The sequence below is a fragment of the Zobellia uliginosa genome (assembly GCF_018860745.1).
Classification (GTDB): domain Bacteria; phylum Bacteroidota; class Bacteroidia; order Flavobacteriales; family Flavobacteriaceae; genus Zobellia; species Zobellia uliginosa_B.
The window spans coordinates 898,512-922,028 of sequence record NZ_JAHKPY010000014.1 but is presented as its reverse complement, the minus strand read 5'-3'; the positions used below and the strand labels follow the sequence as shown (position 1 = coordinate 922,028).

Sequence of the window (23,517 nt, the reverse complement as noted above, 5' to 3'; positions counted from 1 at the left end):
TCGTTGTGTTCTGTAAACGTATTTTTGCTCTATAAAGTATTCAGCATGAAAAAACCTTTGATTTTAGTAACGAATGATGACGGTATTACAGCTCCAGGCATGCGAGCTTTAATAAGGTATATGAAAGAACTGGGCGATGTTGTTGTTGTGGCGCCAGACGGCCCTCAATCCGGACAAGGACACGCTATAACCATAGACAATACGCTACATGCAAATAAAATAGTGGTTGATAAGACGCATGGTGCCCCAGAGGAGTATAGCTGTAGTGGAACACCCGCAGATTGTGTAAAAATGGCACTGCAGGAACTACTGGACCGAAAGCCAGATATTTGCGTTAGCGGCATTAACCATGGTTCTAACTCCTCTATTAATGTAATCTATTCCGGTACCATGAGTGCTGCCATAGAGGCCGGAATAGAAGGAATTCCCGCCATAGGGTTCTCACTCTGTGACTATTCTTGGAATGCCGATTTTGGTCAAGCCGAAGAAATTATCAAGAAAATAGTGAGCGAATCATTGGAAAACGGCATTCCAAAAGGTGTCGTGTTAAACGTAAACATTCCTAAAGCACCAAAAGAAGATATAAAGGGCATTAAAATCTGTAGACAAGCACGTGCCAATTGGAAAGAGAAGTTTGATAAGCGTACCAATCCTGCAGGTAAAGATTATTATTGGCTTACCGGTAAATTTGAATTATTAGATAATGGAGAAGATACTGATGAATGGGCGCTAGCCAATGATTATGTGTCTATCGTACCCACTCAATTCGACCTTACCGCACACCACGCCATTCAACAATTAAACGGATGGCAATTTGAATAATTTTTTACCGTTTATCTTAGAAGAATACCTTTGCACCACCAAAAAAGCACTGAATAAAGTTGAAAAGCATGAACGTTAAAAAAGAACTTGCCATCGGATTTATTGTGGGTATTATAGCAAACACCGTTGGTACCCTACTCTACATTCTGTTGTTCTCGGAATTTGGCATAAATGAAACTTTTCAGGCAGCAGTACAACAAGGTCATATTGGCAGTCTTTTAGCCTTGGGTGCTATTCTTAACCTAATAGCATTTTTTGGATTTTTGCGTATTAGAAGAGACAATAGGGCAAAAGGCGTTCTAATTGCAACCATTTTAACTGCTTTAGCCATTCTTTACTATAAAGTTTTTTAATCCGTAATTTTAGCAGATGAGAACATACAAACAGTGTTCTTACTAAGTTCTCCATTAAAAAGAACGGATATAAACTGTATCGATTTCTAATGAAATACTATATAATAGCAGGAGAGGCATCTGGTGACCTACATGGCTCCAACCTTATGAAAGCCCTACTTCAAAAAGACGCTAATGCCAATATCCGCTTCTGGGGCGGTGATTTAATGCGAAAAGCAGGGGGTACTTTAGTAAAACATTACAAAGAAATGGCCTTTATGGGCTTTTTGGAAGTACTTATGAATCTGGGCACGATTGCCAAAGCCATTAAATTCTGTAAGGCCGATATTCAAAAATTTCAACCGGACATTATTATTTTTATTGACTATTCCGGTTTTAATCTTCGTATTGCTAAATGGGCCAAAGAGCATGGCTTTAAAACCAACTACTACATATCGCCACAAATCTGGGCCTCTAGAGAAGGGCGTATTTCAGATATCAAAAGAGATATTGATGCCATGCACGTTATACTTCCTTTTGAAAAAGAGTTTTACGAAAAAAAACACAATTACCCAGTTAATTTTGTAGGCCACCCTCTTATTGACGCCATAGAAAACAGGACTACTGTTGACGGATATAAATTTCGTTCGGACAATAACTTGGATGCAGAAAAACCAATTATCGCACTATTACCCGGAAGTCGGAAACAGGAGGTTCAAAAGATGCTTACTTTAATGCTTTCTGTAGTAAAAGACTTTACCGCGTATCAATTCGTCATCGCCGGAGCACCAAGTCTAGATCACGATTTTTACGAACCTTTTCTTAAGAATCCAAATGTTAGTTTTGTTACCAATAAGACATATGACCTCCTAAGTATTTCACATGCAGCCTTGGTCACTAGCGGTACCGCTACGCTAGAAACCGCAATTTTTAAGGTTCCCCAAGTAGTTTGCTATAAAGCCAACTGGCTATCTTACCAGATTGCCAAAAGAATAATTACGCTTGAATATATTTCGCTTGTAAACCTCATCATGAAGAAAGAGGTAGTTAAAGAACTTATTCAAAATGATTTGACCACGACTAATATTAGAACCGAATTAAAGAATATACTGGAAGGACCGGCCCGCACAGCACAAATTCAGGCTTATGACGAGCTCGAGAAAAAACTCGGAGGCAGAGGCGCCAGTGTTAAAGCTGCCGAATTGATTGTTAAAAATGCTGAGTTTTAATAACTTCATTACCAGAAAATATCTATTTATGACCTATAAAATCAGTACGATCACCCTAATTTTCGCTATCCTAATCACTACCGGCTGTAAGGAAGAGAACAATACAAAAGAAGCAGTTTCACCTAAAGAAATAGCAAGTGCTTCCAAAGCACTGAACGACTGGTTTCAAAAAAAATGGGATGAAGATGTTGCATTATCGCCAATGACACAAACCTACTTAGGTGATAAGACCGATTATGACAAATGGGACGACCTATCAAAGAACGCTGAAGAGGAGAAGCTGGAGCGCAGCAAATCACGTTTGGCTTTTTTAAAAGACTCTACCCAAATCAATTCTCTAGACGAGCCAACAAAATTAAGCTACAGATTGGCAGTGCAACATTTTGAAAATGAAATTGAGGATTACCAATATCGCTTGTACAATTATCCCGTAAACCAGATGTTCGGAATTCATTCTCAGGTTCCTTCGTTTTTAATCAACATGCACAAAATAACCACCAAAAACGATGCTGAAGCATATGTCTCAAGATTAAATGGGGTTGGAACGTTTTTTGACCAAACCATTATAGCACTAAAGGAACGTGAAGCGGCAGGTATTATGCTGCCAAAATTTGTTTTTCCAAAAGTATTGGAGTCCTGCACGAACATCTTAAAAGGAGAACCTTTTGAAACTGGAAAGAAACAAAGTACACTATTACAAGATTTTTCAGTAAAGGTGAATGCTTTAGATATCACCAAGGAAGAAAAAAATACATTGATTGAAAATGCGGAAAAGGCTTTAGTATCTTCCGTAAAACCCGCATACGAAAAATTAATTTCCTTTTTAAAAGAACAGGAGAAAAGGGCAAATAGCGATGATGGAGCCTGGAAGTTTCCGAACGGCGATGCATTTTTCAATAATGCACTGGCCAGAACTACCACTACCAATATGACCTCCGACGAAATACATGAGTTGGGCCTTTCCGAAGTTGAACGCATTCATTCGGAAATGGAAGCTATTAAAAACAAGGTAGGTTTTAAGGGGAGTTTACAGGACTTTTTTACCTTCATGAAAAACGACAAGCAATTTTATTATCCTGATAGTAAAAAAGGTAGGGATGACTACATGAAAAAAGCTACCATGATTATAGACAGCATGAAGGGTAGGTTAGATGAACTTTTCCTAACCAAACCAAAAGCCGAAATCATAGTAAAAGCAGTTGAGCCTTTTAGGGAAAAAGCAGCGGGCAAGGCATTTTATCAACAACCTGCAATAGACGGATCCCGTCCGGGAACTTATTATGCAAATATGTACGATATCATGGCAATGCCCAACTACCAGATGGAAGCCTTAGCCTATCATGAAGGTATTCCTGGCCATCACATGCAAATTGCTATTGCACAAGAGCTAGAAGGTATTCCTATGTTCCGAAAAATGGGCGGTTATACTGCTTATATTGAAGGTTGGGGCTTATATTCCGAAAAAGTCCCAAAAGAAATGGGTATGTATAGCGACCCGTATTCCGACTTTGGGAGACTTGCTATGGAGCTGTGGCGTGCGTGCAGATTGGTAGTTGACACGGGAATACATTCCAAAAAATGGACTCGAGAAAAAGGTATTGATTATTACGTGGACAACACTCCAAACGCTAAAAGTGATGCTGTTAAAATGGTAGAACGCCATATTGTTATGCCTTCACAGGCTACGGCATATAAAGTGGGCATGAATAAAATTCTGGAGCTTCGGAAAAAGGCTAAAACCAAATTGAACGATAAATTTGATATTCGTGAATTTCATGATGTAGTTCTATTAAACGGAGCTTTACCCTTAAATATTCTTGAAGAATTGGTTGATGCCTGGATAGTAGAAACTTCAAAAAAATAAGTTAGGCAGTTTCAAAGCCCATATTTCTTTAAAGATTATTTAATTAGTTTTGAAAATCGAAATCCAATCTATTCTGCCCGTGCGCAAGATTCTATATTTTATGCTTATTTGCTTGGTTGCAAGCTGTGGGTCCTCAAAAAAGAAGGCCGCGCAAAGACAACCTCGCAAAATTACCGTTGCCGCCCGTACCAATACTCCCCACAGAGAACGTGCTCCTGTTAGAAAACGTCCTTCTGCCAAACGCTCAAAAGCTGATGATGTTATTGATTCTGCCTTAAAATTCTCAGGTACGCGGTATAAATATGGAGGAACCACAAAAAAGGGAATGGATTGCTCTGGACTTCTTTATGTTGCCTTTGGAGAAAATAACATAAAACTTCCTCGCACCTCATACCATATGGCCGAAGAAGGCAGAACTATACGAAAAAGCAGTGTTGCAAAAGGGGACTTACTTTTCTTTAAAACAAGTAAACGTAGTAAACGTATTAATCATGTTGGCATGGTAGTTTCCGTAAAAAACAATGAAATTAAGTTTGTTCATGCATCGTCTTCCAGAGGGGTAATGGTTTCCTCATTGCGCGAAGGATATTGGAGCAGTGCATTCATAAAAGCCACTCGCATTCTTTAAATGAAGCTGCTACGCTTTATACCCATCAAACTTACATTAGTTCTAATTTTGGGTATTATAGTCGGTAATTATTCTAATTCAGATATTGAATATACGCTATTTGCCTGTCTTACTCCACTTTTTGCCCTGGGCATTTTACGCTTCGTGGATAAAAAAAACGAATCTCCTATTTTTGGCTACCTAACTATTCTTACTACCTTTTTTATCGGAGTTTTAGCGGTATCCCTATCGTTCCCCAAAAACAATCCAGACCACTACCTCAACCATGATTTTTCCAGTAACCACACTTGGCGTTTAAAGGTTTCAGGAGTATTAAAATCAACTTCTTTTTCCAATCGGTATATGGCTAAAGTAGAGAAACTGAATAGTAGACATGCAGAAGGCAAGGTACTATTAAGTTTTGTAAAAGATTCAACGTACCAAACTCTCCAAGTAGATGATGAATTGATGTTTTCTGCTATTCCCATGGAAATAAAAGCTCCATTAAATCCACATCAATTCAACTACAAGGTATACTTGAAAGATTTGGGTATATCACATCAGTTCCAATTAGATAAAAAAGATTTTATTAAAATACAAAAACCTGCGGCCACCATTTTCGGTAGAGCTTCAAAGGCCCGTTCCCACATTATATCCCAGCTTAGCAGAGCCAATTTTGGAAAGGATGAATTGAGTATTATACAAGCTTTACTTCTTGGACAACGAAACGATATCTCCGAAGAAACCTATACCGATTACAAGAACGCGGGAGCGGTTCATATTCTTGCCGTTTCAGGACTCCACATTGGTATTCTACTACTGTTATTACAATTTCTTTTAACACCTGTTGAGAGACTTCCTAGAGGCAAAACCCTAAAACTTATTTTAATTGTAATTTTACTTTGGGGTTTTGCCCTACTCTCCGGGTTATCTGCATCTGTAGTAAGGGCTGTTACCATGTTTTCATTTGTAGCCTATAGTATGTATTTGAATAGACCTAAAAATACTTTCAATATTCTAGCCTTATCCATGTTCTTCATCTTGTTGGTTATAAATCCAAAGCTCATCTTTCAGGTAGGATTTCAAATGAGCTATGCAGCCGTCTTAGCCATAGTTTGGCTCTATCCCCTTTTACAAAAATTATGGTTTCCAAAGAACAAAATTATACGAAAGATTTGGCAACTGCTATCCGTTAGTATAGCTGCACAATTGGGTGTACTACCCATAAGTTTGTTTTATTTCCACCAATTCCCAGGCCTTTTCTTTATTAGCAACTTACTAATTGTCCCGGCATTAGGAGTTATTCTGGGAATGGGTATTCTAGTAATCTTGCTTGCCTTAATAGATGCTTTACCCAATTTTTTGGTAGTTATCTATGACACTTTGATCGGCTGGATGAACTGGACTATAAGCTGGGTTGCCCAACAGGAAGCTTTTATTTTTAAAAACATCTCTTTTGATGCTATTCAAATGATACTGGCATATGGAATTATCTTTTGCTGCGTGATTCTATTGACCCGTCCCAACTTTAAAAAAATCATGGCACTAGCCACTTTAGTAATAGGATTCCAGTTATGGGTGCTTTACTCCAACTACCAAACCTCGAAAAACAGCTTGTTATTTCTTGCTCATCAAACTAAGAATACAGCGCTCATACATCAAAACGGAAGAACTGTAGCTGTCCTCACGCATGACACCACGCGACTAGCTAACATAATAGAGGACTACAGCGTTGCCGAGCGAATTTCCAACATTTCCTACTCCCCTGTTCAGAACAGCTATTTATGGCAGGATAAGACCGTTTTGGTTATTGATAGTCTTAGTGTATACCCAAATGAAGAAACCCCTGTTGATTATCTCATTCTTACCCAATCTCCCAAACTGAATCTTGAAAGAGCAATTACTACGCTAAAACCAAAATATATCATTGCAGATGGTAGTAACTATACCTCTTATATAAAAAGGTGGAAACAAACTTGTTCAAAAAGAAAACTCCCTTTTCACGCAACTGGTAAAAAGGGAGCTTATTATTTTGAACCGTCTAATTAAACATGTCCTTCTATTTCAAAATTCTCTTGGCCTTCATCAGTAATTTTTGTTTCGCCATCTTCTGCTCCATGAGCAAGCCGTTTTAACGGTTTTAACATGGCAATAACCAAAATGCCAATTGCAGACCAGATAACGGCTATTCCCGTAAAAATCTCGAACTCACCTAATGATTGAGAAGCTTGCCCTATTAAACCTGCCACTTTATTTCCCAAACCAGTAGCCGCCCAATATAGTCCCATAATGATAGAGGCATATTTAAGTGGCGCCAATTTAGTGATGTAGGATAATGACACCGGAGAAGCACAAAGCTCTCCAATAGTATGTAATAGATAGGCTAAAATTAGCCAGTACATAGCAGAAGAACCATTAGCCTCGTATTGCAGAGAAGCAGCACTCATAAACCCAAAACCGAGCGCCATAATAACCATACCTACGGCAATCTTAAAAATTGACGAAGATTCCTTACCCGCTTTTCGCCATTTCAACCAAAAAGCACCAACAACCGTAGCCAAGGTGATAATAAAAAATGAATTCACAGATTGAAAAACTGAAGCTGGAATTTCAAAAAGGCCGAAGAAATTACGGTCTGTCTTCTGCATGGCATAAAGATTCATTAATCCACCAGCTTGCTCAAAAGCAGCCCAAAACAGAATAATTAATAAGAAAGAAATCAGGAGCACCTTTATTCTGTCTTTTTCTATACTTGTAAGTGGCTTATCTAATATTTCTCGATCGGCCTCATTCTTTCTACTAATAAGATTACCTACATGCGTCAAATACTTCTGACCCCAAATATATACTGCCTGACCCAAGAACATACCAATAGCGGCAAGACCAAAGCCATAATGCCAATTTATATTCTCTCCAATATAGCCACATAAAATAGGTGCAAGGAAACCACCTATGTTGATACCCATATAAAAAATATAGAATCCTAAATCCCTTCTCTCATCTTTGGGCTTATACAAACCACCTACCATAGAAGAAATATTAGGTTTTAGACATCCTACACCCAGAATAATAAAAAAGCATCCAAGATAAAACGATGTCTCTGAATTCAATGCCAAAACAGCATGACCAACACACAATAGAGCTCCCCCAAGCATAACGGTCTTCTTCTGTCCTAGAAATCTATCGGCAATCCATCCTCCGGGTATTGAGGAAACGTAAACCAACATGGTATACCAACCATAAAGTGCCAAGGCATCATCATTACTCCAACCAAAACCTGCATTACTAGAAGTAGTCTCAGCCACTAAAAACAATGTAAATAACGCTCTCATACCGTAGTATGAAAATCGTTCCCACATTTCTGTAAAAAACAGAATATATAAACCTACCGGATGCCCGAACAGCTCCTTTTCATGCGGTGCCTTTTCTACTAATGCCATAAACTTTGTTATTTGTTAAATTGATCTCTATTAAGATTAGTTTCAAAAAACTGATTAAAGTGTTCTTTTTTAATCAGGTTCATCTTCTTGTCTCCAAGAACTTCCTTAACTAATCTTTGTTGGTTTAGTCTATTTTATAGGTTGCAATAAGTGATCGTCCAAGAAATTTGTCATTTTATTAAATAGATGAACACGAGTATTACCACCATAAATCCCGTGGTTTTTATCAGGGTAAATGGCCCAATCAAACTGTTTATTGGCTTGCACCAAAGCTTCTATCATACGCATTGAATTCTGAACATGCACATTGTCATCACCAGAACCGTGAACCAACAAGTAATTACCTTTCAACATTTCAGGATAATTAAGAGGCGAGTTCTCATCATAACCAGCAGGGTTTTCTTTTGGAGTGCGCAAGAAACGCTCTGTGTAAATCGTGTCATAAAAACGCCAAGTGGTAACAGGTGCTACCGCAATTGAGGTTTCAAAAACATCATTGCCTTTAAGAATACAATTGGTTGCCATATGACCGCCAAAGCTCCAGCCCCAAATACCTGTTCTTTTTTCGTCTATATAAGGAAGTTTGCTCAATTCTTTAGCTGCTGCAATCTGGTCTTCAGTCTCGTATTTAACCAAATTTAGATAAGTCGATTTTTTGAAATCAGAACCTTTAAATCCTGTGCCTCGGCCATCTACACAGGCAACCAAATAGCCTTTAGAGGCTAATTGCTGATGCCACAAATCCCTAGCATTCAACCAACTGTTGGCTACACTTTGCGAACCAGGACCACTATACTGGTACATTAACAAAGGGTATTTTTTAGAAGCATCAAAATCCTTTGGTTTTACCATGTACATATTAAGCTCATTACCGTTAATGGTGATGGTTGAGAATTCCTTTTCACTTATCTCGTAATCCTTCAATTTTTCAATTAAGCTATCATTGTTTTTAATGTCTTTTACCTTTTTACCACTTAGGGCCTTGTGCAACGTGTAAACAGGTGGTGTTTTTGAGTTTGAATAGGTTTGTATGAAATAGGTGAAATCAGTGCTAAAATCTGCTGCATTCGTACCTTCATTTGCTGCCAAGGCCTTTTTGTTTTCCCCACTACTTTCAATACTGTAAACTCCACGGTTGATAGAGCCATTTTCAGTAGATTGATAGTATACCTTGTCTTCGTTTTGGTCATATCCGTAATATTGGGTCACTTCCCACGGGCCTTTGGTTATTTGGGTGATAAGGTTGCCACCTTGATCATGAAGATAAATATGGTTGTAACCATCTTTTTCACTCGTCCAAATAAAACTGTCATCCTCTAAAAACGTTAGGTTATCCGTAATATCTATATAGGCTTTGTCCTTCTCCTCAAGAAGTACGGTTGCAGTATTTTTTTTTGCATCTACAGTGTATAACTTTAAATCGTTCTGATGTCTATTAAGAGTCTGTACACTTAAATAATTGGAGTTGTTCATCCACTTTATACGTGGAATATAATACGCATCTTCCAAATCAACCGATGTAGTACTGCCTACTTTAACGTCATATAAATGCAAGCTAACTTTGGCATTTTCTTCACCCGCTTTAGGATATTTAAAGGTTTCTTTTGTTGGATATAAATCCGTTCCAAAAACATCCATGGAAAACTCGGGCACATCTGTCTCATCAAAACGCAAGAAGGCAATTTTAGTCCCGTTGGTGTTCCAGTCAAAAGCACGAACAAAGGCAAATTCCTCTTCGTAGACCCAATCCGTTACCCCATTGATGATTTTATTCTTTTCACCGTCTGCTGTAAATTGTTTCGTACTTCCAGAAGTCAGGTCAAAAAGGTATAAGTTGTTTTCTGCTACATACGCCACTTTTGAACCATCTGGCGCAAGTTTAGGCTCTTGAATTTTTGAATCCGAAACTTTGGTCAATTTTTTGGTCTTTAAATCGTACACATAAAAAATACCGAGCGTAGAGTGTCTAAAAATTGGCTCTAGTTCGGTAGCTAATAAAATTTGAGATTCGTCATCACTAAACTGATACGAACTAAAACTTTGAATTTCTTGTAAATTCGCAGAATTGACTATAGTTCCTACTTTTTCTTGTGTTGTGTAATCAAACTTATCTATAGTAGTTGTACCATTAGCATCTCTGTTTAGAATGGTATATTGTTTTCCATTTTTCATGGATCTAAGGGCATCAAGTCTTTCAATTGAGAACTCCCCACCATAAACTGCCTCTACTGTAACTTGTTTCTTTTGTGCGTAAGAAATTGCCAAAAAAGCAAAAACAAAAGAGACATTTAAAACTATTTTTCTCATAGAATGTTATAAAAAGATTAAATCGCCCAAGTTTAGTGATTATTTTACAAAGAAATAAACTTTAAATCATAAAAATCCCTTGTATTATCGAGGTTTATCTCAATCTTTTGTATAAACCATTATCATTATCTTTACCAATCGAAACCAAACACTATGACCAAGCCCATAGAGGGATTCTCAAAACTGACAAAAGAGCAAAAAATAGATTGGCTAACAACTAATTATACGGCCGATCCAGATGCATCAAAAATGCTGCTAAAACGGTATTGGAACGTTGCCCAAGATGTGCAGCAATTGCATGATGAATTTATAGAAAACACCATTTCTAATTATTATCTGCCGCTAGGAGTAGCACCGAATTTTTTAATTAACAATACCCTTTATGCCATACCTATGGCCATAGAGGAAAGTTCCGTTGTTGCCGCTGCAAGCAAGGCCGCGAAATTCTGGTTGGACAAAGGTGGTTTTAAGGCCGAAGTTCTTGGAACCGAAAAAATAGGTCAGGTACATTTTATGTACCATGGTACTAAAGAACATTTAACCGATTTCTTTGAGCAAGTACATTCAAAGCTTCTTTCGGATGCCTCGTCCATTACCAAAAACATGGAAAAACGTGGGGGCGGTATCCATAAAATTGAATTAAGAGACAAAACCGCAGCTCTAGATAACTATTACCAATTGCATTGCACTTTTGAAACCCTAGATGCCATGGGTGCCAACTTCATTAACTCATGCCTAGAGCAGTTTGCAAAAACTTTAAAGGCAGAAGCTCAAGAATTTTCCCTTTTTACCGAAGAGGAAAAAGCAATTGAAATTGTAATGAGTATACTATCTAACTATGTACCCAACTGTGTTGTTCGTGCCGAAGTTAGCTGCCCTGTGGAAGACCTTGAAAGCGGAGACACGGAGAAATCAAAGGCGTTTGCCGAGAAAATGATTCAAGCGGTAAATATCGCCAAGGTTGAACCGCATAGGGCCGTTACGCACAACAAAGGTATTATGAACGGTATAGATGCGGTTGTTCTGGCAACAGGAAACGATTTTAGAGCCGTTGAAGCTGGAGTACATGCCTACGCCGCTAAAGACGGAATCTATTCCAGTCTTACCCATGCCGCTATTGAAAACGGGATTTTTAGATTCTGGATCGAGCTTCCGTTGGCGCTCGGGACCATTGGAGGACTCACAAGTCTTCACCCGTTGGTAAAGCTATCTATGGAAATGCTAGGAAAACCATCTGCAAAAGAACTAATGCAGATTGTTGCTGTTGCCGGATTGGCACAAAACTTTGCCGCAGTACGTTCTTTGGTTACCACTGGTATACAAGAAGGTCATATGAAAATGCACCTCATGAATATTTTAAACCAATTGGGTGCCACGGAAGACGAAAAGAAAACTTTGACCCATCACTTTAAAAAGCATTCCGCTACCCATAATGCTGTAGTAGATGCTTTTGAAAAGCTTAGGAAAAGCAAATGACAAAAGAATTCTACAGCAACGGAAAACTTCTTCTAACAGGAGAATACGCTATACTAGATGGCGCAATAGGTCTTGCAGTACCAACCAAGTACGGACAAACACTAAAGGTCTCTTCGATTAAAAGTAAAAACTTAATTTGGAAAAGTTTGGATGACAAAGGAGAAACTTGGTTCTCCACTTCTGTAGGCTTTACAAAAATACTGGATGATAAAAAGAAAACTTCCGATGAATCTGTACATAATGTTCTTCTTAACCTTCTTAGAGAAGCTAAAAAACTGAATCCAGATTTTCTAACCGGTGATAGCGGATTTGAAGTGGAGACAGAATTAGGTTTTCCAAGGGATTGGGGGCTAGGCTCTTCATCAACACTGATAAACAATATAGCCCAATGGGCAGAAGTAGATGCTTTTCAACTCTTATGGAATGCGTTCTCGGGCAGTGGTTATGACATAGCCTGCGCGCAGAACAACACGCCTATCTTATATCAAGTGAAAGAAAAGGACCCTACCATAAAACCAGTCGTTTTTAATCCCTCATTTAAGGAACAATTGTTCTTTATTCATCTTGATAAAAAACAAAACAGCCGAGAGGGTATTGCCCAATACCGCAAAATGGAATTTGATTCGGATCGGCTAATCGAAAGCATTACTACCCTAACATTAGAAATAGCCAAAAGTGAGGATTTAGCCACTTTTTCAACTCTAGTAGAACGTCATGAAGCCCTATTATCTCAAATACTTCAGACAAAAACCATAAAACAACAGCTCTTCCCGGACTATCTAGGATCTATAAAAAGTTTAGGCGCATGGGGCGGAGACTTTATTCTTGCTACAGGAAACAATGACACGCCTGAATATTTTAATAAGAAAGGATTTTATACCGTTATACCTTACGCTAATATGGTATTATAAAAAAGGGACCTTTAGTATGAAAGATCCCTTTTTTATATACTTGTAAAGCAAGTTTTTAATAGAAAGAAGCTCTTTTGTCTTCTATAACAGAAGCATCTTTAAGAGCATCATAAACAGCGGTATTAACTTTAGACTCCCTAGAGGTCTTAACCGAAGTTGCATACATACTGTAGTTGTCTAATTTTGGTGCCTCCGTTTTCTTGGTAACTGTCAACTTATAAATTCCGGTATTACCTTCAATAAGATCAGACGTAGCACCTTCTTTCATTGCAAAAGCCCTACCTACAACAGCAGGTTCCGAACCGGCACCAGGTATAGTTGGAGACTTTACCGTTAATGCAGATGCAGTAGATGCGCTTACATTGTTATCTTTTGCCAAATCCTCTATTGATTTACCTTTGTTAGCTGCTATGATCTGAGCTGCCTTTCGTTCTTTTCTAAGTTTAGGAAGAACTAAGGCAGAAGCGTCTTCAACTGACATAAGACCTTTTTCGTATGTTTTAGTTAACTGAGCTACGGCGTAACCACCTGCTAAGTCAAAACGTTTGATATCACCGATCTTAGTATCTTCCTGAAAAGCCCACTGAACAATGTTTCTTTGAGCAGAAAGACCAGGCAAGTTTTCATCTGTAGCCTTAATCTTGTTTACCGGGCGTACCACGTATTCATTTTCTTTTGCTAAATCCGAAAAAGCCTTGCTAGATTCAATTGACTCCATTTCAAATTTAGTAGCATCTGTAAACAATTTGTTCGTAGTTTCTTCAGATGGTTCAATTTCACGAGCTAAAGTAGCTATTTGAACTATATCTTCTTTATCATCTATGTTTATGATATGAAAACCAAAATCGGTTTCAACCATACCTATTGTTCCGACTTTATTATTAAATGCGAAATCATTAAAAGCAGGTACCATTCTACCTTCTTGAAAATACCCCAAATCACCTCCATTAGGTGCAGAAGGGCCATCAGAATTATCACGTGCCAATTCTACAAATTTTGCATCTTTCTTTCTAGCCTCTCTTAGTAAACGCTTGGCTTCAACTTCTGCCTCTTCTTTAGTTCTTGTTACCTCAGGGTTGGCACGTTGCGCACCTTCGTAAGCTATAAGAATATGACTAGCTTTTACAGACCCATTAGGTTTTCTACCTATCATTTTAGAAACTTTAAAGAAATCTCCATCTCTATAAGGACCGAACATCTCACCAACCTCTAACGTCATTAACGTATCTGCAAACTTTGCAGGAAGTTCTTTTTTTGATCTATAAATCGTATCAAACTTAATATCTGAATTACGATCTAAAAATGCCATCATATCCGTAGCATTCCTGAAACCAGCTATTGTATCGTTCTTATCTGTTTGGGCATTATACTCCACTGTATCGTCCATCAATTTAGTGATAGCATTTTTAACAGCGGTCTCATCTGCAGCAGAAGCCTTCTCTTGGAAGTAAACAAACTGAATGTCTCTTGCAGGTTCTTGTTTGAAATCTTCTTTATGATTGTTGATATACGTCTGAATCTCACTTTTAGAAACAGCTATTGTACTATCTGCAATAGAAGTAAAAGGTATACGAACGTACTTGAGATCAATTTTATCGTTGGCCAATTTATAATCTAACTCACCTTCTTTTAAAGTAGCACCAACACCCGCTTTAATCAAATTGAAATAAGTTTGTTGTTTGGCACTTTGAATGATAGCCTGCTCATCTTGCAACCACAGATTGTATTGCTCAGGATTGTTCATTTTAAGTTCCGCGATAAAGTTTCTGAACTTGTTTTGATCGAACATTCCACTTTCATTCTGAAATTGTGGACTCTGGGAGTAAGAAGGGATTGTACCTATGTAGTTCAAAATCTGATCTTGCTCGATATCCACACCTAAATCTTGGAATTGCTGACCTAAAACCGCATTACGAACTTCTTGGTCATATAGCTGATTCACTGTTTGCATAGTAGATGCAGTGGCCGATCTTCTAGAAGCGATATCTACTTTTTGACGAAAAGCATCTATGGAAATCTCTTCACCATTGATTTCAGCTATACTAGAGCCTACTTTACCATTAACATCTCCGTTAGTAAAAACATCGGAAATTACGAATGCGAAAAGGGCCAAGCCTATAATAAGTATTAGAACGGTTGTCCGTTTTCTTATATTCTCTAAAATTGCCATTAATTAAGGTTTTTTAATCAGTTTGCGAAATTACCATTTTTCCTTCAATTTATAAAAGGAATGAAAAACTATTCTTTATCAACGATTTGCAAAGACACTAAATCGATTTTTGTATTTGAGACTTCTACTATTTTAAATAGGAAATTTTCTACCTGTATTTCTGAATCCTGCTCAGGAATCTCTCCTGTTTCATTGACAATTAATCCCCCAAGTGTCTCATACTCTTCACTTTTAGGAAGTTCCAATTTATACACTTCGTTTATATAATCCACTTCCAAACGTGCTGAAAATTTATAGGTATTATCTTCCAATTGCTCTTCGATTAAATCTGTAGAATCATGCTCGTCTTCTATCTCACCAAAGAGTTCCTCTACAATATCCTCTACGGTCATGATACCAGAAGTACCACCATACTCATCTAAAACCACCGCAATACTTTTTCGCTTTTTAGTCAAAACATTAAGTATATCTTGAATTAACATTGTTTCCGGCACAAACTCCACCGGTAAGAGAATATTTTTTATGGTTTTAGGCTTCTTGAAAAGTTCGTATGAATGTACATAACCAATAATATTATCAATAGTATCCTCGTAAATTAAAATTTTTGAATAACCGGTATCGGTAAAAAGCTTGGCAAGGTTTTTTGGAGTTTCCTGAAGCTCTACAGCCATAATTTCCGTTCTGGGAACCATAACCTCACGAGCTTTTAATGCCGCGAATTCCAATGCATTTTGAAAAATCTGTATTTCGGAATCTACTTCATCCTCCTCTTCTACGGTTTCCATTTGCTCTGAAATATAATCTCCTAACTCAATTTTACTAAAAGCCAATTGCACATCATCACCATCAGTTTTAAAAAAAGCTTTTAAAATAGCATCTGAAACCCAAATGACAAATTCCGATATTACTGAAAATAGAATATAAAACAGGTATGCAGGTATAGCTAAAAACCGAAGTAGGACATTAGAATAAATCTGAAAAAGCACTTTTGGTAAAAATTCTGCGGTAAAAAGAATGATCAGTGTAGATATTACCGTTTGGGTAACCAAGCTAAAATCTCCCAGAACCAGATTAAGAAACTCACTATTGGCGGGCACTATGCTCTGAAACCAGCTCATGAGCAGGTCACCCATGAACAACCCGTATATAACAAGTGCAATATTATTACCAATTAACATAGTGGCAATAAATTTAGAGGGCTTCTTGGTTAGACGCGTAAGTACCTTGGCCAATAGACCCTCCTGTTTCTTCTCTATTTCAATGTGTATTTTGTTCGCGGAAATAAATGCAATCTCCATCCCCGAAAAAAATGCTGAAAACAGCAGGGACAAAACAATAATTAAAATGGGAGTTTCCACAATTATTGTTGGTTATCTTGTTTGTGTTGTTCAAATTTCTTCCTGTAATTTCTTCTAAAAAAGAACATCCCTATGGAAACAACAGCAAAAAACACAAAGATATAAGCGGACTGCCTATTGGTATTCCAATCCGTAAAAATCCTATACAACGAAAAGAAGGCAACAGCCACATACAAGTATTCGGTATATCTTAAAATCTTAATCATTAGATTCTTCTTTAATAGTCATTAGACCATATGTTTTATGGGCATTGAAATAGCTTAAATCTTTATTGAAATCCATTCCTTCGCCATCCATTATGGTTCCATCTTCAGGATTCGTAAACTTAAAATTTTCTTGGGTAAAAATCCAATTATCATCTTGATCCCAAAACAATTGCGGAGTTTCTAACTTTTTACCATCATGGCTTTCTATAACCACATTACCTTGTAAATCTATCACATTTGTAGCAGAATAAATAATTCCATAATCTGCCTTAATGATACTCTTCTCCCCTCCTTCATTAAAATAATGCACCAATAATCCTTTTGGAAAGGTACGATAGGGAAACTCTAAATTATTATAATCTTCATTTAACGGACTTGTTAATATAGCTATTACTCTAGTAGAAGTAGAGTCTTCACTCTCGAGCATTTCTTTAGCCTCAGTATATGTTGCTCTAAAATTTTCGGCAATACCCATAGGATAAACCAAGGGTACCTTTTCTTGTCCTGACCTTTTATAATTGTCCTGACATGAAAAAAAAAGTATTGCCATGGTGAAAACCATGGCAATACTTTTAAGTTTATATCCGTAAGATGAAATCATCTTTCTATAAGTTCGGTACTTTTATGCTACCACCAACCCAACAATTGAAGGTTACTGTCTTACCGGCCATACCAGAGTTAAAGATATCTGTTTTAGACGGTGCTTTTGCAGCGTAACTAGCAGCAGATTGGTTTGCAGCTCCTTTTACAGCTGGATCTACACGACCTGCTTGACGCGCCATATCTGCAGCTTTCCAATAAATGGCTCTCTTTTCGAATGGAGTACTACCGCAAGCATTAGCACTTGTTGCATAAAGGTTTGCTATTAAAAGATAAGCTTTACCGTTTGCTTTGTTAGAGTTAATAGCTAACTGAGCATATTTTCTAGCTGTAGACTTACTTCCTTTTCTTTTGTTAATAACAGCCACTTTATAAGCAATGTCAGATTTTTTGTAAGGATCGGTCTCTAATGTCATTGCTTTATCAAAATCTGCAAGGGCTCCTTTAGAGTCTCCGTTTTTCATTTTTAAAGTACCGCCATAAACATAAGCACTAGCTGAAGGATCTAAAGACAACTGAGCTTCAAATAGCTTCTGGAACAAAGGATCATCAGTACATTCTTTGTTGAACATTCTTCCTACTGCTCTTTTTACCCAGGTAATATCCCCTTTTTTCTCTTCAAAACTTTTCTGATACAAAGGAATAAGATTATCACAATCTGCCAATGCACCAAGCTTAGAATCTACACTACCTGCAATCTTACCATAAGATTCAGAGTTAGTAGTTGCAATCTTTAAGCTTCTCTTTTCTTTAGAAGTAATTGTTCCTGTAGAATCTTTGGGAAGCAACTTTGTAATTACCTCTGTAAGCTTTTTGTTTTCTTCTTCTATTTTGTCATTTACATTATCGTAAACATCAAATACTTCTTGCAAGTCTTTTTTACCTCCTTTGTGCAAGTCTACTAAACTTGAAAAATAAAGATACAAAGCTTTTGGGTTCTTAAAGTTTTTAGTGTCTTCGGTAAAAGCAGAACCTAACATAGAGTACAACTCATCATCAGAAGCCATTTTATTATCGTACAAAAACAAAGCTTTATCAATACCAACCACACCTGGAGAATATTTCTTTGGGAAATATTTTGCGCTATTATCGTATAATGCCAACATATCTTTTATGTAGCCATCCTTTTCAGCCCCAGAAGACTTTTCAATTTTATCTTCTAATATTTTTTCGCCGTAAATAAAATTCGCTCTGTTAATATCAGGACAATTATCATATACCATTTTCCATGGTGTATACGCCGCCTCATAATTTTTAACTTTTGCATGCTCAACGTATATAGATAGGTTGGTCATACATTCTTGATTTTGAGCTTGGGCATTACTTACTCCCATAAACCCTAAAAGCATAATCGCCGTGAAGTAAAGTTTCGTTTTCATTTCTTAATTTTTACTTGTTTTTCAAATTACAAATTGCCAATCAAAATCGTGGTTAGTGTCCAGAGTCATTATGGCTCGTTATATGTTCTAATTTTTGGATGGGTAATGTACTAATTTTTTACCAACAGGTCTAAGGGAAATTTAGAAAATGCCATTTTGAGATTTTTTTTACGAATTTATTCGATCATTCATCAAATTATCATTTAAACCCTAACAAAACCTCAAGTATTTTTACAATCTTAGTTAATTTTCCTTTTTCTAAACCATTGGTCGTTTAATGACAGCCCTAGGTTAACCTTAAAGTAACTCTCCTCAATTAAATCTGCTGAGGTAGTTCCTCTTTTTCCAACTTCAAAACCTAAGTTAAGATTGGAGAGATTGTTACCCAGCGGTAGACCCAATCCAAAAGTTATGCCAAAATTGTTTATGTCTTTTTCATTAACGTACATTCCTGTCTTCTCTAAACGCAAACCGGCTCTGTAGGTAACCCTTTTAAAGTAGCTCCCGAAAGAGTTTCTTTCCGGTGTATAAAAACCACCTAAAGAAAAAGTACTGGCATCTTTATAAACTATGTTATCAATCTCTAAAAAGTCGTTCGTAAAATCTGTTAGTTTTTGAAAACTATATTCTACACCAATAAACCACTGCATGTTTTTTCCGTAACCTAATCCCATAGTGGTGGTTGTAGGTATGGTCACCCCGGTATCTTCACGTCCTTGAGATGCAAGATCAACTTCTTCTACAAAACGTTCTGCGGAAGGGCTCCCGATAAAAGAACCTATTCTCTGTGTATTCCTTGCGGTAAGATTGGCCTGTGTATTTATACGCAAAGATGTAAATAATGTGTGTTGGTCATCAATTGCAGGCGTATAATTAAGCGCATAGTTCAAATCTACCCCGTTGATCCTAGAGACTCTTTCATCTTTAGAGCCAAGAAGTACACCTTCCGTACTTTGAACTTTTAGGGTTTCTATTCTTCCAAAATTATAGTTGGCGGTAACCCCGAAACTTAGATTCTTGGCAAACTCATACCCTATGGACATGTAAACTTTGTTTACACCACCGTCTCCTGAATATTGGTTGATTTCCCTAGAACCTTCTGTTCCTATTAAACTTTCAAAATTATAACCTACGGAAGAATATGGCAAAATACCAAAACCAACACCCAAGCCTTTTTTAATACTTAAGCCTATCGAAAGATATTCAAGATTAGTTACTGCCGTAGTTTGACTTTCAGTATAACTCTTTAAACTTGTTTGCTTATAAGACAGTCCGGCGGTGTAGGTAGTAATACCAAAATCATCTCTTCCCTGAATACCTAACTGACTGTAAGCGGCAGGGTTTTTTAGGTTAACATGAATACTATCGGCATACATACCGATTCCTCCCATCATTTGATTTTCCACGGTAGAACCGCTTCTTAATTCTCCTAAACCGAAATATGAATATGGGGAAACTGAACCATCTTGAGCGTACATGCCTGTTGTTAAAAGGCAGATTATAGCAAAACCTATTTTTCTGATCATTAGCGTTTGTTGTATTCCAACAGATAATTTAATCCTACTAGGAGAAATTTGGAGTCCGCAAATATGGTATTTTTTAACCATTTAGACAAAAATAGCATGTCACCGCCTGTTAAAATAACTGTTAAATCTGCAAAACGAGATTTGTATTGGTCTATTACACCGTCTATTTCATGGCAAATACCATTTACCACACCACTATGAATACTGGTTTCAGTAGAATTACCAATATAATCCAAAAATTCTTCTGGCTTTAATAATGGTAATTTGGAAGTCTGGTCGTGCAACGCCTTATATCTCATATGCAGACCTGGAGAAATTGCGCCGCCTAAATATTCTCCGTAATCATTAACCATGTCATAGGTTACACAGGTTCCCGCATCAATGACCAAACTATTTCCTTTTGGATTATGATAAAAAGCTGCCGTAGCCAGGGCAATACGATCTACACCTAAAGTTTGGGGTGTAGCATAAGAGTTCTTAAATGGTGTTTTACTGGAAGGTGTTAATTCGTGAACTTCACAGAAAACGGTTAACACTGACATCACTTTTCGGTCTAGATTTCCAACCGAAGCTATGATTCCATGGTTTATTTTCGGGTAATGGTCACAAATTTCCTTTATTTCTCGAGCCACATTTTGAACGTCGGCATTTTGACGAAATATGAGGGTATCTCCCTCAAACACCGCAAGTTTCACACAAGTATTACCAGCATCTATAACTAAGTTCATAGATACAAAGATCAAAAAATGTTACCTAACAAACATCTTTTTTTCGAATTTTGTTTGCATATCGCAAATTTGAAATTATATTTGCACCCCGCAAACGGGTATGGTGCCTTAGCTCAGTTGGTAGAGCAATGGACTGAAAATCCATGTGTCCCTGGTTCGATTCCTGGAGGCACCACAAAAAATCCTTACATCAGTAAGGATTTTTTTGTTTTTGGACTTATATTGCAAAAAACTACTGTTTTGACTGTAATAGATGCCAACACCCCTTTAGAAGAGCTTCAAAATTATTTATTATCTAAAGAATGGCTAGACGCTGCAGAAAAAATTACAGCTATAGAAAAGCCGGGTGAGGGAAACATGAACGTAGTTCTTCGTATCATAACCGATCAGCGCTCTTTTATATTAAAACAATCTAGACCCTACGTACAGAAATATCAGCAAATAAAAGCACCTGTAGACCGCATTGCTGTTGAGAAAAAATTCTATCAAGCGGTAAGAGACAATGCCGTTCATGCACATGTCCCAAAAATTATTGGGTTTGATGCCTCCGAAAATTTATTGTTATTAGAGGATTTGGGAAATTGCAAGGACATGACCTATATCTATCAGAAACATGCCATTTCAAATGGTCTGTTAGACCGTCTGATTTTTATTTTAGGCCTTATACATAGAAAAAAAGCCCCAAGTGATTTCCCGGAGAATATGGAAATGAGGCAATTGAACCATCAACATATTTTTGAACTTCCTTTCTTAGAAGATAACGGGTTTCAATTAGATGATATCCAACCGGGGCTTCAAGAACTTTCTCTCCAGTTTAAAACTGACAAGAAGGTTAGAAAAATTGTCAAAAAGGTTGGAAAAAAATATTTAAAACCTGGAAACACCCTCCTACATGGTGATTACTACCCTGGTAGCTGGATGACCGAGGCTGAAAATCTCTACATTATTGATCCGGAATTTGGCTTTGTAGGTTTTCCGGAATTTGATTTAGGAGTAATGGCAGCTCATGTTATTATTGCAACTGGTAAAAAAGGCTATATGAAACGTATTCATGCCGCTTACCAAGGTGATGCCGACCTAGAACTTATGTCTCAAATGGCCGGTATAGAAATAATGAGACGTTTAATCGGTCTTGCGCAATTACCGCTAGACCGCACTCTAAAAGAAAAGAGCAAACTTTTGAAAAAAGCCCGCAAACTTATTTTATCTCCATGAAGCGGTTATTAGCCTGTCTTGTCATTCTTGTAGCTATAGCCTGTAAAGAGTCCGCGACTTCAATAGATATACCGGCACCTACCAAAACCGAATACACTTCAGACATTTTACAGTTTTCAGAAGAAGAAGAATATTATGATAAAGTCCTAGGTGCTCTTGTGGGTTCTGCAATTGGTGACGCTATGGGTGCTTCTACCGAAATGTGGTCCAGAAAAGATATTCAACTTAAATACGGTTATATTACAACTCTTACTCCCGCCATACGGGAACAATCCCCAGAAGGCACCTGGGAACATAACCTCCTTGCTGGCGCCACTACGGATGACACACGTTGGAAATACCTCATGGCAAAGTATCTATCCCAGAACAAAGGAGATTTAAACGCTACTAATTTTACCAACTTTATAATCGATTATTATGCATCTCTAATCAAGAGCATAAATGATAACGGTACTATACCCGACACCGATTTTTTGGATACGCAGGTTGAAAAAATAGACTGGATAAAAGAATGGGTGCGTGTAAGTATGGCGTATAAAAAAGATACCGATTCTTATTTAAAGGCGATGAATCGCTTTTACGGTGGCGAAATGTCTTGTGCAGGGCAATTGTACACTCCCATCTTCGGTCTTATTAGTGAAACTCCAGAAGATGCCTATATAATAGCTTACGACCATGCTTTGTTTGATATAGGGTATGCCAAGGATATTTCTGCATTGGTCTCGGCAATGACACATATGGCGCTTAGAACGAAAAACATAGACTCCATAATCAATACGGCCACTTTCGTAGATCCATTGGGTTATCAAGATAGCAGGTTGGTAGGTCGTATTTCCTATGACATGGCAGACGTTTCGGTAAAAAAAATATTGGCTCTAAATCAGTTTAACCTAACTGACAGCCTATCTCAACACGACAGCATTCAATTTAAGATGCCCGAAGGCTTTCAGGGAGCCCAGAAAGATTGGACTCGTCAAGAAAAGGCCTATCAATTTTTAGAAGAGAATGAAAAAGCTATTCCCTTCCACTCGGGAGAAATATGGCAGATTCTAATTACCGCACTTCAATATGGTGAAGGCAATTTTGAAAAGACCTTGCAGTTCATCGTTAACTTCGGAAGAGACAATGACACCGTAGCAGCAGTTGCCGGTATGATTTTAGGCGCTAAGGACGGATATTCAAATTTACCCGTGGCGCTTCGCACCCAAGCCTTAAAAGTAAACAAAGAAAATATGGGTATTGACCTTGAAGCCTTAGCTAGTGAATTGGTTGCTAAGAAGTATATAGACTTTCAACACCCTTAGTCTTTACTTAACTAAAACAACCTCTTTTTAGTAGTATATTTGT

At 37.5% G+C, this 23,517-nt stretch carries 19 protein-coding genes and 1 tRNA gene; 11 read left to right on the top strand and 9 right to left on the bottom strand.

Annotated elements, in window-relative coordinates:
- The first annotated feature begins 45 nt into the window (after nt 1-45).
- From surE to KO521_RS18735, 6 genes are all read left to right on the top strand, one after another.
- Complete coding sequence (gene surE, locus KO521_RS18760; protein WP_215941428.1) at nt 46-822, top strand: 5'/3'-nucleotidase SurE; 777 nt, start codon at nt 46-48, stop codon at nt 820-822.
- A gap of 68 nt (nt 823-890) precedes the next feature.
- Nucleotides 891-1,175: a hypothetical protein gene (locus KO521_RS18755; RefSeq protein ID WP_215941427.1), complete on the top strand. Its 285-nt coding sequence runs from the start codon at nt 891-893 to the stop codon at nt 1,173-1,175.
- Between the two features lie 89 nt (nt 1,176-1,264).
- Entirely contained in the window at nt 1,265-2,383 is a 1,119-nt protein-coding gene (gene lpxB, locus KO521_RS18750) for a lipid-A-disaccharide synthase (protein ID WP_215941426.1), read from the top strand.
- Nucleotides 2,384-2,411: 28 nt separating this feature from the next.
- On the top strand, nt 2,412-4,247 hold the full coding sequence (locus KO521_RS18745) for a DUF885 domain-containing protein (protein ID WP_215941425.1): 1,836 nt from the start codon (nt 2,412-2,414) through the stop codon (nt 4,245-4,247).
- Nucleotides 4,248-4,326: 79 nt separating this feature from the next.
- Complete coding sequence (locus KO521_RS18740) at nt 4,327-4,875, top strand: C40 family peptidase (protein ID WP_354668226.1); 549 nt, start codon at nt 4,327-4,329, stop codon at nt 4,873-4,875.
- A gap of 48 nt (nt 4,876-4,923) precedes the next feature.
- Nucleotides 4,924-6,903, top strand: a complete 1,980-nt coding sequence (locus tag KO521_RS18735) for a ComEC/Rec2 family competence protein (protein WP_252730109.1) — start codon at nt 4,924-4,926, stop codon at nt 6,901-6,903.
- On the opposite strand, the gene KO521_RS18730 is transcribed toward KO521_RS18735, so the two are convergent.
- Both KO521_RS18730 and KO521_RS18725 read right to left on the bottom strand, forming a co-directional pair.
- A complete protein-coding gene (locus tag KO521_RS18730) occupies nt 6,900-8,294 on the bottom strand; it encodes a peptide MFS transporter (RefSeq protein ID WP_215941423.1) in 1,395 nt (464 codons plus the stop codon). The genes KO521_RS18735 and KO521_RS18730 overlap by 4 nt on opposite strands.
- Before the next feature lie 129 nt (nt 8,295-8,423).
- Nucleotides 8,424-10,601 carry a S9 family peptidase gene (locus KO521_RS18725; RefSeq protein ID WP_215941422.1) on the bottom strand — a complete coding sequence of 726 codons (2,178 nt, stop codon included), beginning with the start codon at nt 10,599-10,601 and terminating at the stop codon, nt 8,424-8,426.
- A 153-nt stretch (nt 10,602-10,754) separates the two neighbouring features.
- Between KO521_RS18725 and KO521_RS18720 the strand changes: the two genes are divergently transcribed.
- Together KO521_RS18720 and KO521_RS18715 are read left to right on the top strand one after the other, a co-directional pair.
- Complete coding sequence (locus KO521_RS18720) at nt 10,755-12,077, top strand: hydroxymethylglutaryl-CoA reductase, degradative (RefSeq protein ID WP_215941421.1); 1,323 nt, start codon at nt 10,755-10,757, stop codon at nt 12,075-12,077.
- A complete protein-coding gene (locus tag KO521_RS18715) occupies nt 12,074-12,988 on the top strand; it encodes a GYDIA family GHMP kinase (protein ID WP_215941420.1) in 915 nt (304 codons plus the stop codon). Before KO521_RS18720 ends, KO521_RS18715 begins: the two co-directional genes overlap by 4 nt.
- A gap of 55 nt (nt 12,989-13,043) precedes the next feature.
- On the opposite strand, the gene KO521_RS18710 is transcribed toward KO521_RS18715, so the two are convergent.
- From KO521_RS18710 to KO521_RS18680, 7 genes are all read right to left on the bottom strand, one after another.
- On the bottom strand, nt 13,044-15,158 hold the full coding sequence (locus KO521_RS18710; protein WP_215941419.1) for a peptidylprolyl isomerase: 2,115 nt from the start codon (nt 15,156-15,158) through the stop codon (nt 13,044-13,046).
- A 68-nt stretch (nt 15,159-15,226) separates the two neighbouring features.
- Complete coding sequence (locus KO521_RS18705; RefSeq protein ID WP_215941418.1) at nt 15,227-16,516, bottom strand: hemolysin family protein; 1,290 nt, start codon at nt 16,514-16,516, stop codon at nt 15,227-15,229.
- 2 nt (nt 16,517-16,518) lie between these two features.
- A complete protein-coding gene (locus KO521_RS18700; protein WP_215941417.1) occupies nt 16,519-16,722 on the bottom strand; it encodes a hypothetical protein in 204 nt (67 codons plus the stop codon).
- Nucleotides 16,715-17,323 (bottom strand): LPS export ABC transporter periplasmic protein LptC, encoded by a 609-nt coding sequence (gene lptC / locus KO521_RS18695; protein ID WP_215941416.1) that lies wholly within the window; start codon nt 17,321-17,323, stop codon nt 16,715-16,717. The genes KO521_RS18700 and lptC overlap by 8 nt, the downstream gene beginning before the upstream one ends.
- A gap of 4 nt (nt 17,324-17,327) precedes the next feature.
- Entirely contained in the window at nt 17,328-18,701 is a 1,374-nt protein-coding gene (locus KO521_RS18690) for a tetratricopeptide repeat protein (protein WP_252730108.1), read from the bottom strand.
- 239 nt (nt 18,702-18,940) lie between these two features.
- Complete coding sequence (locus tag KO521_RS18685; protein ID WP_215941415.1) at nt 18,941-20,227, bottom strand: hypothetical protein; 1,287 nt, start codon at nt 20,225-20,227, stop codon at nt 18,941-18,943.
- Nucleotides 20,227-20,955 carry a type III pantothenate kinase gene (locus tag KO521_RS18680; protein ID WP_215941414.1) on the bottom strand — a complete coding sequence of 243 codons (729 nt, stop codon included), beginning with the start codon at nt 20,953-20,955 and terminating at the stop codon, nt 20,227-20,229. The genes KO521_RS18685 and KO521_RS18680 overlap by 1 nt, the downstream gene beginning before the upstream one ends.
- Nucleotides 20,956-21,057: 102 nt before the next feature.
- Here KO521_RS18680 and KO521_RS18675 point away from each other — a divergent pair.
- The 3 genes from KO521_RS18675 to KO521_RS18665 all read left to right on the top strand — a co-directional run bounded on the left by KO521_RS18675 (nt 21,058) and on the right by KO521_RS18665 (nt 23,474).
- Nucleotides 21,058-21,130, top strand: a tRNA-Phe gene (locus tag KO521_RS18675).
- A gap of 65 nt (nt 21,131-21,195) precedes the next feature.
- The gene (locus tag KO521_RS18670) at nt 21,196-22,170 is read left to right on the top strand and encodes a phosphotransferase (RefSeq protein WP_215941413.1); all 975 of its coding nucleotides are present in this window, start codon (nt 21,196-21,198) and stop codon (nt 22,168-22,170) included.
- The gene (locus KO521_RS18665; protein ID WP_215941412.1) at nt 22,167-23,474 is read left to right on the top strand and encodes an ADP-ribosylglycohydrolase family protein; all 1,308 of its coding nucleotides are present in this window, start codon (nt 22,167-22,169) and stop codon (nt 23,472-23,474) included. Before KO521_RS18670 ends, KO521_RS18665 begins: the two co-directional genes overlap by 4 nt.
- The last annotated feature ends 43 nt before the right edge of the window (nt 23,475-23,517 follow it).

Coding starts and splice junctions, on each gene's coding strand:
- surE (WP_215941428.1), top strand. CDS start 46: ATGAAAAAACCTTTGATTTTAGTAACGAATGATGACGGTATTACAGCT.
- KO521_RS18755 (WP_215941427.1), top strand. CDS start 891: ATGAACGTTAAAAAAGAACTTGCCATCGGATTTATTGTGGGTATTATA.
- lpxB (WP_215941426.1), top strand. CDS start 1,265: ATGAAATACTATATAATAGCAGGAGAGGCATCTGGTGACCTACATGGC.
- KO521_RS18745 (WP_215941425.1), top strand. CDS start 2,412: ATGACCTATAAAATCAGTACGATCACCCTAATTTTCGCTATCCTAATC.
- KO521_RS18730 (WP_215941423.1), bottom strand. CDS start 8,294: ATGGCATTAGTAGAAAAGGCACCGCATGAAAAGGAGCTGTTCGGGCAT.
- KO521_RS18725 (WP_215941422.1), bottom strand. CDS start 10,601: ATGAGAAAAATAGTTTTAAATGTCTCTTTTGTTTTTGCTTTTTTGGCA.
- KO521_RS18720 (WP_215941421.1), top strand. CDS start 10,755: ATGACCAAGCCCATAGAGGGATTCTCAAAACTGACAAAAGAGCAAAAA.
- KO521_RS18715 (WP_215941420.1), top strand. CDS start 12,074: ATGACAAAAGAATTCTACAGCAACGGAAAACTTCTTCTAACAGGAGAA.
- KO521_RS18710 (WP_215941419.1), bottom strand. CDS start 15,158: ATGGCAATTTTAGAGAATATAAGAAAACGGACAACCGTTCTAATACTT.
- KO521_RS18700 (WP_215941417.1), bottom strand. CDS start 16,722: ATGATTAAGATTTTAAGATATACCGAATACTTGTATGTGGCTGTTGCC.
- lptC (WP_215941416.1), bottom strand. CDS start 17,323: ATGATTTCATCTTACGGATATAAACTTAAAAGTATTGCCATGGTTTTC.
- KO521_RS18690 (WP_252730108.1), bottom strand. CDS start 18,701: ATGAAAACGAAACTTTACTTCACGGCGATTATGCTTTTAGGGTTTATG.
- KO521_RS18685 (WP_215941415.1), bottom strand. CDS start 20,227: ATGATCAGAAAAATAGGTTTTGCTATAATCTGCCTTTTAACAACAGGC.
- KO521_RS18680 (WP_215941414.1), bottom strand. CDS start 20,955: ATGAACTTAGTTATAGATGCTGGTAATACTTGTGTGAAACTTGCGGTG.
- KO521_RS18665 (WP_215941412.1), top strand. CDS start 22,167: ATGAAGCGGTTATTAGCCTGTCTTGTCATTCTTGTAGCTATAGCCTGT.